Raw genomic sequence first — 14,578 nt, forward strand, 5'->3', positions numbered from 1 at the left:
TCTTTTTGTATCCACTCCATTGCAAGTCGTCCTATGACTCAAACTTTACGCTCTACTTTCCTACTTTTATTCTGCACTGTATTGATCCATTTCTCTACAAAAGCTCAGACATGGGAAGTTTACGATTATGATCTCCAGCTAAAAAGCAGATTGGTCTATCAGTCCATCGCCATATTGAGCGATGCGGTGAAGATTGGAAAAAATGAAAATGGACTATTCTTACTGTCCAGTGATTATAAACCAGCAGTCCAATTAGAAGGAAAAGAGGTTTATCAATTTTTGGAACCCTGGATTCTTATGAAAGGAGAAAAGGGCATTGGTGCTTATCACGAGTACGGTCAAAAAGTCCTCAATTTGGAGTTTGATGAAATTCAAACTTATTACAACTTTTTATTGGCTCGAAAAGGAAGCGAATACTGGGTTTATCAAAGAGGAAAAGGCACAACAAATTACTTGGGAGAACTTGATGAAGCGAGAATTTCAAACGTTGGACAAATCATTTCCCGAAAAGGAAACTCCTACTTTCTTCCGCTTTCTTCTAATCCAGATCGGCCATTTGAGAAGTTAGAGGACAACGATGGGGAATATATTTTGGCAAAGACTAAGGATGGGTATGGCTTGGTGAATGTTGAAGGAACTCTAGTCTTAGATCCGGTAATTGATGAATTACAACATACCAAAGGCAATTTCTATTATGGCTTTGATGAGGGGCAATATGTACTTATTGAAGGCGATTTGGTACAAGCAAATATCAAGTATAATTCTTACCACAAAATCACTTATCAGGACGGATTGATGCTTGAATATATTCATGGAAAACTCCGAAGAGTGATGGAGGGAGATGGAATTCTTCTGGATGCTGTAGGAATGACAGAGGTAATAAGAATCGATCAAGATCTGTATAATGTCAGATTCAGAGACGGAAAGCTTGGCTTACTTGGAATAAAAGGGTGGTTGGTTAATCCGACAGATAGCTTGGAGAAAATAGAAAATGGATCTGAAGGTTATTTCCCTGCCAGAAAAAAGGGGCAATATGGCTATGTAAATAGAGAAGGAAAATGGCTGATCAAACCGACATACGATCTTTCGCTTAATTATTCCGAGCAAATAGCTGCTATTAAGTCCGGACTTTATTGGGGTGCCATTGACAATTATGGAAAAGTTATTCTTAACCCAGAATGGGAAGAAATAAAAGCCTTTCAAGGTGGTTTTGGTGTAGGTAAAAAAGAAAATCGATTCTACCTCCTTTCGAAAGATGGCAATCAATTAACTCCTGGAGGGTTCAACAAAATTTGCAGAATCGATAATGGTTATTTCTTGGTAGAAAATGATCAAAAGGTTGGTCTGCTGGACCCAAATGGAAAGCAGGTCCTATCCACTGAGTATGAATATTTAAAAAGGGAAAGAGGAAATTGGGTCATAGCCAGGAAAAATAATAAGAGCGGTCTTATAGATGAAAAAGGAGAAACGCTCTTACCCTTTGATTATGAGGAAATCCTTTTTGATAATGCAAACAGGCAAATTTTAGTAAGGGGAAGTTATCAACCTATTGTGGTCGTAGAACCTGAAACGCAGGGAAGAAAAAGAAAAAGGGGCAATTAAGCCCCTTTTTTATTTTTTATCTCCTCTAGATTTTCCAGAATCTTTAGAATCATCATCCGATTTTGCGATTGATTCTCTCATGGAAGTATCAGACTTAATATTCTCCATTCTATAGTAGTCCATCACTCCCAGTTTTCCTGATCGGAAGGCCTCAGCTAGAGCCTTAGGGACTTCTGCTTCCGCTTCAATTACTTTCGCTCTCATTTCTACATTACGAGCTTTCATTTCTTGTTCCAAAGCAACGGCCATGGCTCTTCTTTCTTCAGCTTTGGCTTCAGCCACTTTCAAATCTGCAGAGGCCTGATCAATTTGCAATTTTGCTCCAATGTTTGTTCCCACATCGATATCAGCAATATCAATGGATAGAATTTCAAATGCTGTTCCCGCATCCAAACCTCTTTGTAATACCAGTTTGGAGATTTTATCAGGGTTTTCCAATACGCTTTTATGCGTGTCAGCAGAACCGATTGAGGTCACAATTCCTTCTCCTACTCTTGCCAAAATAGTGTCCTCTCCTGCTCCACCTACCAGTTGAGCGATGTTTGCTCTTACAGTAACTCTAGCCTTCGCTATCAATTGAATCCCATCAGCGGCCACGGCGGCTACATTAGGCGTATTGATTACTTTTGGATTTACAGAGATCTGAACAGCTTCAAACACATCTCTACCGGCCAAATCAATGGCTGTTGCCTGCTTGAAGGTCAAGTTGATATTCGCCTTATCAGCAGAGATCAAAGCCCTTATAACATTAGGCACATTACCACCCGCCAAATAGTGGGTTTCCAGATCATTGGTGGTTAAATCCAAACCAGCCTTAGTGGCTGTAATCATTGAGTTCACAATAATGCTTGGTGGCACCTTTCTAATTCTCATTCCGATAAGCTCCCCAATACCAACTCTTACATTGGCAAATTGAGCAGTAATCCAAAGATTAACCGGCACAAAGTATAAAAAGATGAAAAGTAAAATGATGCCTGCAAATGCGGCAATCAAAATGAAAATTGAACTAGATGGATCCATATTATTTGACTATTATTTTATTGTTTTCAACTTTGATAATGGTAATCTCAGACTCTACTGGTATAAAACCTGACTCGGACTTTACTTCATAAATAGAGTCCTCAAATGATGCCTTTCCAATTGGCTTGATATCTGAGATTGCCTTTCCCTTCATGCCTGCTTCCAATCCTAAAGTCCTTCCGTCGAAAGTGCCTCCTTTTATTGCAGACTTGAGGGAAAACTTATCCCAAACCCCTGAGCGAAACCCATAAATCACTGCCGCTAAATTCAAAATAGCGGCAATGCCGGTGATCCACCAGGCAGTTTCTGCAGAATAAATACTAAATGCATAAATGACTCCAGCCAAACTGATCACTAAGCCCAATATCCCCACTACCGTGGTTCCTGGAATGAATAATACTTCTGCGAGCAACAATATTAATCCTATTCCCAAAAGACTAGCTAAAATGACTATACTCATAAGTAAAGAGATTAGATTCCTAAAATACTAGAAACAATTGAACCCTTAACATTTTGCAAAAAAAAACCCGGAATTAAATCCGGGTGAAGTTTAGTAAGCTTTAGCAAATAAGACTCTGCCCTGAGATGGCTTACCTGTGAGAATGCATTTACCTTCTTCCTCTTTCTGATCCAAAGGAATACAACGAATGGTTGCCTTTGTCAACTCCTTGATTTTATCCTCGGTCTCAGAAGTCCCATCCCAATGAGCAGATACAAATCCTGCTTTATCATTTAATACTTCCTGAAACTCATCCCAAGAGTTGACCTCAGTAGTTTTTTCTTTTCTAAAGCTTAAAGCTTTTTGATATATACTATCCTGAATCTCCTCCAATAATTTAGGAATCATTATCTCGATAGGTTCTGATGAAAGATCAAAAGTAGACTTCGTTAAAGTATCTCTTCTGGCCAATTCTATGGTTCCATTTTCGAGATCTCTAGGGCCTATCGCTATTCTCAATGGCACACCCTTCAATTCATATTCAGCAAATTTCCATCCCGGCTTGTGCGTATCCCTATTATCAAACTTAACAGATACACCAACTTTTCTTAAAGCAGCCATGATTTCATTCGCCTTTTCGGAAATAGCATTCAACTCTTCTTCCGCTCTGTAAATAGGAACAATGACAACCTGAATTGGAGCCAATTTTGGAGGCAAAACCAGTCCGTTATCATCTGAATGAGCCATGATCAAGGCACCCATCAGACGTGTACTGACTCCCCAAGAGGTTCCCCAAACAAATTCAAGCCCTCCTTCTTTGGTTGCAAACTTCACATCAAATGCCTTTGCGAAATTTTGGCCTAGAAAATGGGATGTTCCGGCTTGCAGCGCCTTGCCATCCTGCATCATTGCTTCAATACAGAAGGTCTCATCAGCTCCGGCAAATCTTTCATTCTCAGTTTTTCTGCCTTTTACTACCGGTAAGGCCATGAATTCTTCAGCAAACTGAGCGTAAAGATTCATCATCTGAACAGTTTCATCCATCGCCTCTTCTTTGGTAGCATGGGCTGTATGCCCTTCTTGCCATAGAAACTCAGCAGTACGGAGGAAAAGTCTAGTTCTCATCTCCCATCTTACCACATTCGCCCATTGATTAACTAAAAGCGGTAAATCACGATAGGATTGAATCCAATTTTTATAGGTGCTCCAAATAACTGTTTCAGAAGTAGGTCTTACAATCAGTTCTTCCTCCAATTTTGCATCAGGATCCACAATAACCCCAGAACCATCTTCTGCATTTTTCAATCTGTAATGAGTGACTACCGCGCATTCTTTGGCAAAGCCTTCCACGTGTGAAGCTTCTTTGCTCAAAAATGATTTAGGAATAAATAAAGGGAAGTATGCATTGGTATGGCCAGTTTCTTTGAACATTCGATCTAGCTCGGCCTGCATTTTTTCCCAAATAGAGTATCCATAGGGTTTGATAACCATGCAACCTCTGACTGCTGAATTTTCGGCTAGGTCGGCACGCTTCACTAACTCGTTGTACCATTGGGAATAATCCTCGCTACGCTTTGGTAATCCTTTACTCATACTTGTTGATTTGGATATGAAATGTCTATATTTTTGCTAAATTGAGCGGGGCAAATATAACTTAAAAAGTATAACCCTTCACTCGGTACGCCGTATAACATAGTAACAATCCAACTTCTAGTATGAAGAAATTTTCAAAAATATTAACTCCAGCAGTCATAGGGACATTTATCCTTGCTTCTTGCAGTACATCTCAGATGGCATCTAGAGGCGAGTCGGATAACTTGTACTTCATGGCTTCTGACGCAAAACTTGTAAGTCAGTATGCGGTTCAAAATAACAGGCCTGAGACTTTTCAGGAATTTGATGCTTTGAACAGCGTGCCTGATGAAAGTTTTTCAAGCAGAAACGTTAATCCTGATTACCTTTCAAGATACCAATCAGAATCAGTAGAAACTGGTGATGAGGTAGTTTATTTCGATGAATTTGAAGGGCAAGAAAATTCAGGAAATATAGACGCATACAATAATTATAGAGTGGGTGGTGCCAATACCAGTCCATTCAGCAATCCTTCCATTAATTTCAATATGGGATTCATGTACGGGTTCAATCCTTGGGGATTTGGATTCTTTGACCCTTTCTGGGGTCCAGGATGGGGCTTTAGACCAGGCTTTAATGTAAGTTTAGGCTTTGGTTGGGGTAATCCATTCTATGGGCAGTTCGGAAGACCTTTCGGCATGGGCTTCTATGATCCTTTCTGGGGTCCAGCTTTTGGACCTAGATTTGGTGGATGGGGATTCCCGGGTTATGCATGGGGAGGCTATCCAGGTTGGGGCATTCCAGTATATGCGGGAAATCCGATTTACGTTCTTCCAGGAAGTGAATTTAGCAACAGAGGAGTTGTTAGAGGTGCTAGACCAACACGTGGTGCCGGCTTAGCAGGTACAGGCTTTGATAGAGCTAGCTCAGCTGCTTTACCTAGTACAGCCAGAGCAGAGGCCAGAAGAAATGTATTGAATCAAAACAGAAGCCTAGTAGGGTCAGATAGAGCAAGATCTACTTCTCGTGACTTCAGCTCAAGTCAAAATGACTATTATAATTCAGGTAGATCAAGAGTATCAACTTCAAGAGCGGGAGCTCGAACTGCAAGCTCACCTGCTTTAGACAGATCGTCTTCAATTAGAACAAGAAGTGCAATGCCTTCAGCAAGACCAACAATGAGATCTTACGGAAGCACAAATTCCAGAAGTAGCATGGACAATTATAGAAGACCATCTTCTAGTCCATCCTATGGTAGATCATCAAGTCCTTCTTATAATAGAAGTGCGGTACCAAGCAGAAGTGCTAGCCCTTCATACAACAGAGGTTCAAGCGGTTCAAATTCAAGAAGTGTTTATACTCCTAGCAGAGGTTCTTCAGGAGGTAGCGTAAGCGTACCAAGTAGAAGTTCTTCCGGTGGAGGAGGAATGAGTTCTGGTGGATCCCGAGGAGGAGGAGGCGGAAGCAGCTCCTCATCAGGATCCAGAGGAGGAAGGGGGAATTAATTCCCCCCTTTTTTTTGCCAAATTCTAACCAAAAAGTACATTTTTCCCGTTATATCTAGGAAATCAACAATTTATTTAATGAAAATTCAATCTTCTATTTTCATAGCATTCACTCTCTTTTTGTCTACTCTATCTTATGGTCAAAGTGGATATTTTGAGGATGCATTAAGATTTAGCCAAAACGTACCAGCAGGTTCAGCAAGAATGATTGGTATAGGAGGAACTCAATGGTCCTTAGGAGGTGACGTTTCAAACATTGCTGGAAATCCAGCAGGACTTGGATTCTTTAGAAAATCTGAAGCCAGCATCACATTTGGTTATTCAGATTGGAGAGTTGACACCCAATATTTGGGGCAGCCTAGACAATATAATACCAGTAATTTTTCAATCCCCAACCTTTCGGTCGTTTTCGCCAGCCCCAAAGGCCCTTTAAATAGAGGCGCATTTAAGGGAGGTTCATTTGGTATCAGTATCCAAAGAATTGCGAATTTTAACACCGAATACGGCTTTTTCTCAGATGAAATTGGGTCAACTTCCATCATAGATTTCTATCTCCAAAATGCTATCGGAGTTCCTGAATCTCAAATCCCAGGTCTGGGCTTAACAGGTTTAGCATATAATACTTACTTAATTAATCCATTATTGGACTCCAATGGAAATGCAATTCCCGGTGAATATGATCCGGTAATTGGGTTTGAAATCGGAGCCTTTCAGGATGAAAACATCACACAAGAGGGAAATGCAAGTCAAATAACCTTTTCTTATGGAGCAAACTTTAATCATAAGGTATTTGTGGGAGGATCCTTGGGAATTCGATCATTAAATTTTGCTTCTAGAAAAGTTTATAATGAAGAGTTTGCGGAAGGCCCATTGTTCAATACTTCTCTCAGAGAAAATTTATTTATCAACGGGACAGGAGTGAATTTAAATTTAGGTTTAATCTATAAGCCAATTGACCACTTGAATCTTGGTTTCAACTTCCAAAGTCCGACTTGGTATTCCCTTAGTGAAGAATATGACGCCAGAATTATAGCTGAGTTTGATAACTTCTATTATGCCCCTGAGGATATAACCTTAAGAAGAGAGGAGGCTGCTACAGATTTCATACTGAGTTCTTATGGGCTCAACTCACCATTAAAAGTTGGTGCTGGAGCTACTTTCTTCTTGGGGAAAAATGGATTTATTTCAGCAGATGTGGATTATGTAGACTTTAGCGCTGCAAGATTAAACTCCAATGATTTTAACGAAGGTCCGGATAACCAAGCTATCAGAGATTTCTACACCAGCACATTGAATTTCCGACTTGGTGGAGAAGCAAGATTGGAAATTTTTAGAATAAGAGCAGGCTTTGCACACTTTGGAGATCCTTACAGCAACTCTAACTTCGATAGAAGTATGCAGCAATATAGTGGAGGATTTGGAGCCAGATTAAATAATTTCACTATTGATTTTGCTGTGGTAAACAGAAGATCGAACGCTTTATATAACTCTTACCAAGTACTTGATCAGCAGGGAAATAATATTGGACCATTCACTGAGTTGAATAATAGTATTTTCTCAGGGGTTTTGACTTTAGGAATTACTTTCTAAGCTGGTGAATTAGCTCAGATATTAAAAGCTCAGTGGAGAAATCAGATCCACTGAGCTTTATTTTTGCCATATTATAATACTCTTCTCTTTCTGCCAGAAGGTTTTTTAATTTTAGGATAATCTCACCACCCTCCATGCCTTGGAACATGGGTCTATTTTGAATTCTAGCTCCCTCCAAGCGATCAGAAATATCATTTAGGGGTACATCCAAGTACACAGAAATTGCTTGTGAATTAATCAAATCCATGTTGTCATTAAAGCAGGGGCAACCACCTCCCGAAGCTAGAACAAATGATCTATCATAACTTAATGCCTGAGCCAACATTTCAGATTCCATTTCTCTAAACTTCCCCTCTCCCATTCTGGAAAAAATGTCTGGGATTTTCATTTGATTTTTTTGCTCGATCATAGCATCCAAATCATAAAAAGGGAAGTTTAAGGACTGAGCTAATTGTCTTCCAAAAGTACTTTTGCCTGAACCTGGAAGCCCTACCAAAACTACTTTTAAATGCTCGCTCATTGAATATACAAATCTAAGACCTCTGAAGCATCAGGAGTATTGTTATGATGAAACTTACCGATAACGGTTCCTTCTTTCAGCAACATGATGCCTGGGTTTGACCTGACTATTGTCTTCACTACGGTAGCATCTGCTTGCAAAGCAAGGATATTCCAACCTTGGTCTATTAACAACTGGTCAATTTCTTCTTGAGATGCCGCCGCAACCAAAACCACTTGGATAGGTGAGCTCTTTAAGTCCTTCACCAAAGCATCAATTTCATCCAAATTTGAAGAACTCATCTTAGCTCGATTGCTAATTAAAATCAACAATTTATTTCCTGAAAAAATCTCTTCAGAATAATCTCCGTCCTCATTCCAAACCGCGAAATCAGAAATCTTCGGAAGGGCTTCTGGATTTTTTAACACCATTTCCACAAACTCATATCCCCCCTCAGTTGGATATTGGTCTAAAGACACTGTTTGCCCATCTTTCTTCATGATATATGAATATTGCAATGGAGAGGATGGCTGCATACTTTTGGGGATATTGACCCCAATTTTATATGCTCTAAAATCAATAAAAGGCAGATTTCTAATCGCTGTGATTGATAAAATCAAAGATAAAACTGCCACTGCTATCACAGATTTTTTAGCCCATCCCGGGGCATGAGTTGGAAGGTGATTTCTCAATAATAAAATACCGCCGATCAAAACCATTAGGATCACATCCTTATAGAAAGACTCCCATGGAGTCAACTTTATTGCATCACCAAAACATCCGCAATCAGTTACTTTGTTGAAATAGGCCGAGAAAAAAGTCAAAAATGTAAAAAAGAGAATCATGGCCGCTAATGCCCAAGCAGTCAATTTACTCCTTACACCCAAAATCAGCATCACTCCCAAAACTACCTCAAGTACAACCAAAACAACACCTATATATAATGCGAATGGCTTGAAATAGATGAAAAATCCTGCAATGTCATTAGAAAAAACGTCAAAATACTCTTCCAGCTTAATAGCAGTTCCGACAGGATCATTCACTTTGATTAGACCAGAGAAAATAAATAGACCTCCTACCAAAAGTCTCAAAACCCACAATATTCCTTTATTAAGCATGGTAATTCAATTTTATTAAACAAAACACTGAGTAATTAATCATATCCTGATAATTCGCCTCTATTCCTTCAGACACCAAGGTTTGGCCTTCATTGTCTTCTATTTGCTTTACTCTGTAAAGTTTCATCAAAATAATATCTGTCATAGAGCTCACCCGCATATCTCTCCATGCTTCTCCATAGTCATGGTTCTTGTTTTCCAAAAGTCCTTTGGTTTGACTGACCCATTTATCGTACACAGGCTCTATGTCATCAAATGGAATTTCCATCCTTTCATCTTTTTCAAAACTAATTTGTAATAAAGCAATCAGACAATAATTAATGATACCCACAAATTCGTCTACAATAGGATCCTCAACTTTCTGATTTCCTTTTTCCTGGATAGAGCGGATCCGCTGGGCTTTGATAAAAATTTGATCTGTAATAGAAGAAAGTCTTAATATCCTCCAAGCGGTCCCATAATCGATGGTTTTCTTGCGGAATAGTTCTTTACAACGGGCAATTACTTGCGTATATTCGTTACTCGTTTTGTTTTCCAATTTATTCTAATTTAATGTTACCTGCCAACAGCGTGACTTCTTCGATCGAAGATAAATTATTTCCTCAAAAATATACACTTCAAATTAAGGGAAGGCTTATTCATTGGGAAAAGCCACAAATTATGGGTATTTTAAACAGTACTCCTGATTCTTTTTTTGATAAAAGTCGAGTAAAGGCGGAAAAGGACATTATTTTGAAGAAGGCCGAAGAAATGATTCGGCAAGGGGCAAGCATTTTAGATATTGGCGGATATAGTAGCCGCCCGGGTGCTTCGGAAGTAAGTGTAGAAGAAGAATTGAATAGAGTAATCCAACCTATAATTTGGATTAATAAAGAGTTTCCGGAAGTGCTTATCTCCATAGATTCTTTTCGATCAAGAGTTGCCAAAGATGCCATAGAATCGGGTGCTCACATCGTAAATGATATCAGCGGAGGGGAGTTGGATAAAGAAATGTTTGAAACAGTCGCTAAGCTAAAAATACCCTATATCATGATGCATATGAGGGGAAATCCGGCGACAATGCAGACAAAAACAAACTATTCTGACATTCTTGTTGAAATATTGAACTATTTCGCGGAAAAACTGGATGTTATAAGAAAGTTTGGCATCAAAGATGTAATTATTGATCCGGGCTTTGGCTTTGCAAAAAACCTAGATCAAAATTATTTTCTTTTAAGAAACTTAGATTATTTGAAGGCCTTGGGACTTCCCATTTTAGCAGGACTTTCTAGGAAATCCATGATTTATAAAACCTTGGATTGTGATTCTTCGGAAGCCCTCAATGGAACAACTGCCTTAAATATGGTAGCGCTTTTGAAAGGTGCTAACATCCTGAGAGTTCATGACGTTAAAGAAGCAAATGAAACCCTAAAATTATATAAACAATTATACCCTTGACCTTACTTTTTAAAATAGGATTCTTAGAAATATCCATCGTCAATATGATCGATATTGCGTTGGTATCTTTTCTATTGTATCAAGTCTACAAATTGCTGAAAGGGAGTGTTGCAATCAAGATTTTCTTGGGCTTCCTCTCAATTTACCTTGTTTACCTATTAGTGCGTGCCCTTAGAATGGAATTGCTTTCCTCTATTCTTGGCCAATTTATGGGAGTAGGTGTTATCGCTGCAATTATCATTTTTGCCCCTGAAATCAGAAAGTTCCTCCTATTGATTGGAAGATCTTCCTTATTGTCGGACGATAATGTCTGGAAAGACATTTTGTTCTTTTGGAGAAAAAAGGACAATTCCTCCTTCAATATCAGTCCTATAATTGATGCGTCCAAAACTTTGGCGGGTTCCAACACCGGCGCATTAATGGTTATTTCAAAAAGCACAGAACTGAAATTTTACGCTGAAAGTGGAGATATTCTGGATGCAGAGCTTTCTAAAAGATTATTGGTTTCGATTTTCAATAAATACAGCCCACTTCATGATGGAGCTGTGATTATTCATAACGGGAAAATAAAAGCAGCTCGTTGTATTTTGCCTGTAACAGAACGCGAAGTACCTGCTCAATTTGGTTTAAGACACCGCGCAGGTATAGGGATGTCGGAGGCAACTGATGCAGTGATTCTCATTGTCTCAGAAGAAACTGGCCAGATTTCAATGGCAAAAAATGGTAAAGTTTTGCATAATATGTCTTTCCAAGAGGTAAGGGAAACCCTGAACGATTACCTCAACAGCTTAGATGTAGACTCTAGGTTTGAAAACCTGGAAGACTACGAAATGAAAAAGAAAAGAAAACTGGCTATGACCAGTAAATCATAAAAAAAGCCGAACATTCAGTTCGGCTTTATCTATATCAATATCTGCTTTCTTATCAGTAAGAAGAAGAATATGGCTTAGAATTAGGCCAAATTAGCAGAATCCCGATTCTTCGGTCATCGGTCTTCCAACCGTTTAAGCAAAGAAAATATGCTTAGTGGCAAGATTGCCGATAATCAGATTATTTTTAAATAACTTTCAATTCTTTTCCTACTTCAATGAAAGCATTGATTGCCTGATCTAAATGTTCGCGATCATGTCCAGCTGAGATTTGAACACGAATTCTAGCTTGCCCTTTAGGAACTACAGGATAATAAAATCCAATCACATAAATTCCCTTTTCCAATAGCTTTTCTGCCATTTTTTGGGATAACACCGCATCATACAGCATCACGGGTACAATAGGATGAGTACCCGGCTTGATATCGAATCCAGCCTCGGTCATCTTTGCTCTGAAATACTGGGTATTTTCTTCTAGTTTATCCCGTAATTCAGTTGTCTCTGATAGCAAGTCCAAGACAGCAATTGAGGCACCTGTAATAGAAGGAGCTAAAGTGTTAGAAAACAAGTAAGGTCTTGAGCGCTGTCTCAACAATTCAATGATTTCTTTTCTTCCAGATGTAAAACCACCTGAAGCACCACCAAGAGCTTTACCTAATGTACCAGTAATGATATCCATCTTACCCATTACATTGCAAAGCTCGTGAACTCCCCTACCGGTTTTACCCATGAAGCCTGTTGAATGACATTCATCTGACATCACCAAAGCCTCATATTTTTCTGCCAATGCTACAATTTTATCGAGTTGAGCAATGGTTCCATCCATGGAGAATACTCCATCAGTCACAATGATTTTTTGTTTGGCCCCTTTAGCAACAGCATCTTTCAGTTGTGCTTCTAAATCCTCCATATTGTTATGCTCATATCTATAGCGCATAGCCTTACACAGACGAACGCCATCAATGATTGAAGCATGATTCAAGGCATCGGATATGATAGCGTCCTCAGGGCCTAATAATGGCTCAAACACCCCGCCGTTTGCGTCAAAGGCGGCAGCGTAAAGGATTGTATCTTCAGTGCCCAGAAATTCAGAGATTTTTCTCTCAAGTTCTTTATGAATATCCTGAGTACCGCAAATAAAACGAACAGAAGACATCCCAAAACCGTGGGTATCAATTGCTTTTTTAGCAGCCTCAATCACTTGAGGATGAGAGGATAGACCTAGGTAATTATTAGCACAAAAGTTTAATACCTTTTTTCCTCCGGATATTGTAATCTCAGCAGCTTGAGGAGAGGTAATAACTCTTTCTCTCTTAAACAATCCTGCCTCTTCTATGGATTTTAATTCCTCTTGTAATTTGGGTTTAAATTGATCGTACATTTTAAAATTTTATTTACTGATAATTTTCGATTCCCATTGGTCAAAAATTCTGTTTGACCCTCTGATTTTTCTTACTTTTGCGCAAGCAAACCCAAATATAAACAAAAAGCCTCGGAAGGATGAGGGCTTTTTTAAACACCTGAAAATGGAAAAAATCTTAATCATTGGCGCTGCTGGACAACTGGGTTCAGAACTTACCAAAGCATTAGCGGATAGAGTTGGAGGAGAGCAAGTAATCGCAACAGATTTAAGGGATTCTGCAAGAGATTCTTTTGATTACTGCAGATTTGAAGTACTGGATGTATTGAACAAAGAAGCGCTTTACGATTTGGTAAAAGAAGAAAATGTAAGTCAGATTTACCATTTGGCAGCAGTACTTTCTGCGACTGGAGAGAAGAATCCTCATTTCGCGTGGCATCTAAATATGGAAAGCTTACTTTCTGTTTTAGAACTTGGAAAAGAAACCAAATTGGATAAAATCTATTGGCCTTCCTCCATTGCGGTATTTGGTCCAAATACTCCAAAAATCAATACTCCTCAATATTGTGTTAAAGAGCCCAACACAGTTTATGGAATCAGCAAACAAGCAGGAGAAAGATGGTGCGAGTACTACTTCCAAAAATATGGTGTAGATGTCAGAAGCTTAAGATATCCAGGATTAATCGGTTACAAATCCCTTCCTGGAGGTGGAACTACTGATTATGCAGTAGATATTTATCATAAGGCTTTGGCAGGGGAAAAATTCAATTGTTTTCTTAGAGAGGATTCCAACCTCCCAATGATGTATATGCCTGATGCTATTAAGGCGACCTTGGATTTGATGGATGCTCCCAAGGAGGCTGTAAAAGTTAGATCCAGTTATAATCTGGCAGGAATGAGTTTCACTCCAAAGGAAATCTTCGAAAGCATCAAAAAACACATCCCTGAATTTGAAATAGAGTACCAACCAGACTTTAGGCAGCAGATTGCAGACTCTTGGCCTGACAGTATAGATGACAGCAAAGCCAAAGAAGATTGGGGCTGGCAACCAGATTTCACCTTAGATGCAATGACTAAGGACATACTTGAAAATTTACCGGATTATTTCCCTGTTGAAAAATAATCTAAAATCAAACAAAAAGCCTGGTAGTTAATTTCTACCAGGCTTTTTTTATAGTTTCTCTGAAATCAACTTTTCATCAAAACCTAAAGTCAAACTTGTATCCGGATACAGGATTATAGGCCTTTTAATCATACTGGAATTTTCAGCCAAAATAGGAACGGCAGTTTCTTTTTGTTCTAAGTCTTTCCTTTGCTGCTCGTCCATCTTACGATAGGTCATTCCTTTCTTATTGACCAATTGGTCCAATTCAGTCTTTTCTAAAAATTTGTTTAAGAGATCAGAGGATGGTTTTTGCTTTTTGTAATCGATAAACTCATAATCAACTCCCTTTGAATCCAGGTAGTCAAAGGTTTTTTTCATCGTATTACAATTCTTGATTCCGTAAACTTTCACTGACATAATTAATGTATTGAGTTTTATTTTTTAAGTAATATTTAAGCCCAG

General features: G+C 38.9%; 14 protein-coding genes. 6 read left to right on the top strand and 8 right to left on the bottom strand.

What is annotated here, in order from left to right; all coding sequences use genetic code 11:
- Positions 1–33 precede the first annotated feature (33 nt).
- On the top strand, positions 34–1,602 hold the full coding sequence (locus tag BM073_RS11225; protein WP_091654166.1) for a WG repeat-containing protein: 1,569 nt from the start codon (positions 34–36) through the stop codon (positions 1,600–1,602).
- A gap of 9 nt (positions 1,603–1,611) precedes the next feature.
- Here BM073_RS11225 and floA read toward each other — a convergent pair whose 3' ends face one another.
- The 3 genes from floA to proS form a co-directional block, all read right to left on the bottom strand.
- Entirely contained in the window at positions 1,612–2,622 is a 1,011-nt protein-coding gene (gene floA, locus BM073_RS11230) for a flotillin-like protein FloA (protein WP_091654167.1), read from the bottom strand.
- A gap of 1 nt (position 2,623) precedes the next feature.
- Complete coding sequence (locus BM073_RS11235; RefSeq protein ID WP_091654169.1) at positions 2,624–3,082, bottom strand: NfeD family protein; 459 nt, start codon at positions 3,080–3,082, stop codon at positions 2,624–2,626.
- A gap of 90 nt (positions 3,083–3,172) precedes the next feature.
- A complete protein-coding gene (gene proS / locus BM073_RS11240; RefSeq protein ID WP_091654171.1) occupies positions 3,173–4,654 on the bottom strand; it encodes a proline--tRNA ligase in 1,482 nt (493 codons plus the stop codon).
- A 122-nt stretch (positions 4,655–4,776) separates the two neighbouring features.
- Here proS and BM073_RS11245 point away from each other — a divergent pair, with 122 nt between their 5' ends.
- Together BM073_RS11245 and BM073_RS11250 are read left to right on the top strand one after the other, a co-directional pair.
- A complete protein-coding gene (locus BM073_RS11245; RefSeq protein WP_175557894.1) occupies positions 4,777–6,138 on the top strand; it encodes a hypothetical protein in 1,362 nt (453 codons plus the stop codon).
- Between the two features lie 78 nt (positions 6,139–6,216).
- Positions 6,217–7,728, top strand: a complete 1,512-nt coding sequence (locus tag BM073_RS11250) for an OmpP1/FadL family transporter (RefSeq protein WP_091654172.1) — start codon at positions 6,217–6,219, stop codon at positions 7,726–7,728.
- Here BM073_RS11250 and BM073_RS11255 read toward each other — a convergent pair.
- The 3 genes from BM073_RS11255 to BM073_RS11265 are packed head-to-tail and all read right to left on the bottom strand — an operon-like array spanning position 7,718 to position 9,883.
- Entirely contained in the window at positions 7,718–8,248 is a 531-nt protein-coding gene (locus BM073_RS11255) for a shikimate kinase (RefSeq protein WP_091654174.1), read from the bottom strand. The two genes, BM073_RS11250 and BM073_RS11255, sit on opposite strands and share 11 nt — an antisense overlap.
- The gene (locus BM073_RS11260; protein WP_091654176.1) at positions 8,245–9,345 is read right to left on the bottom strand and encodes a BT_3928 family protein; all 1,101 of its coding nucleotides are present in this window, start codon (positions 9,343–9,345) and stop codon (positions 8,245–8,247) included. Before BM073_RS11260 ends, BM073_RS11255 begins: the two co-directional genes overlap by 4 nt.
- Positions 9,338–9,883: a DUF1599 domain-containing protein gene (locus tag BM073_RS11265; protein ID WP_091654178.1), complete on the bottom strand. Its 546-nt coding sequence runs from the start codon at positions 9,881–9,883 to the stop codon at positions 9,338–9,340. The genes BM073_RS11260 and BM073_RS11265 overlap by 8 nt, the downstream gene beginning before the upstream one ends.
- 14 nt (positions 9,884–9,897) lie before the next feature.
- Between BM073_RS11265 and folP the strand changes: the two genes are divergently transcribed.
- Together folP and cdaA are read left to right on the top strand one after the other, a co-directional pair.
- Entirely contained in the window at positions 9,898–10,782 is an 885-nt protein-coding gene (gene folP, locus BM073_RS11270; RefSeq protein WP_091654180.1) for a dihydropteroate synthase, read from the top strand.
- Entirely contained in the window at positions 10,779–11,654 is an 876-nt protein-coding gene (gene cdaA, locus BM073_RS11275; RefSeq protein ID WP_091654182.1) for a diadenylate cyclase CdaA, read from the top strand. Before folP ends, cdaA begins: the two co-directional genes overlap by 4 nt.
- Positions 11,655–11,838: 184 nt before the next feature.
- Here cdaA and kbl read toward each other — a convergent pair whose 3' ends face one another.
- Complete coding sequence (gene kbl, locus BM073_RS11280) at positions 11,839–13,032, bottom strand: glycine C-acetyltransferase (protein ID WP_091654184.1); 1,194 nt, start codon at positions 13,030–13,032, stop codon at positions 11,839–11,841.
- A 145-nt stretch (positions 13,033–13,177) separates the two neighbouring features.
- Between kbl and BM073_RS11285 the strand changes: the two genes are divergently transcribed.
- Positions 13,178–14,134 (top strand): NAD-dependent epimerase/dehydratase family protein, encoded by a 957-nt coding sequence (locus tag BM073_RS11285; RefSeq protein ID WP_091654186.1) that lies wholly within the window; start codon positions 13,178–13,180, stop codon positions 14,132–14,134.
- 48 nt (positions 14,135–14,182) lie between these two features.
- Here the strand turns inward: BM073_RS11285 and BM073_RS11290 are convergent, their stop codons facing one another.
- Positions 14,183–14,533, bottom strand: coding sequence for a Spx/MgsR family RNA polymerase-binding regulatory protein (locus BM073_RS11290; RefSeq protein WP_091654188.1), 351 nt, complete (start codon positions 14,531–14,533; stop codon positions 14,183–14,185).
- Positions 14,534–14,578 lie beyond the last annotated feature (45 nt).

It is taken from the genome of Algoriphagus ornithinivorans (assembly GCF_900115305.1).
GTDB classification, from domain to species: Bacteria; Bacteroidota; Bacteroidia; order Cytophagales; family Cyclobacteriaceae; genus Algoriphagus; species Algoriphagus ornithinivorans.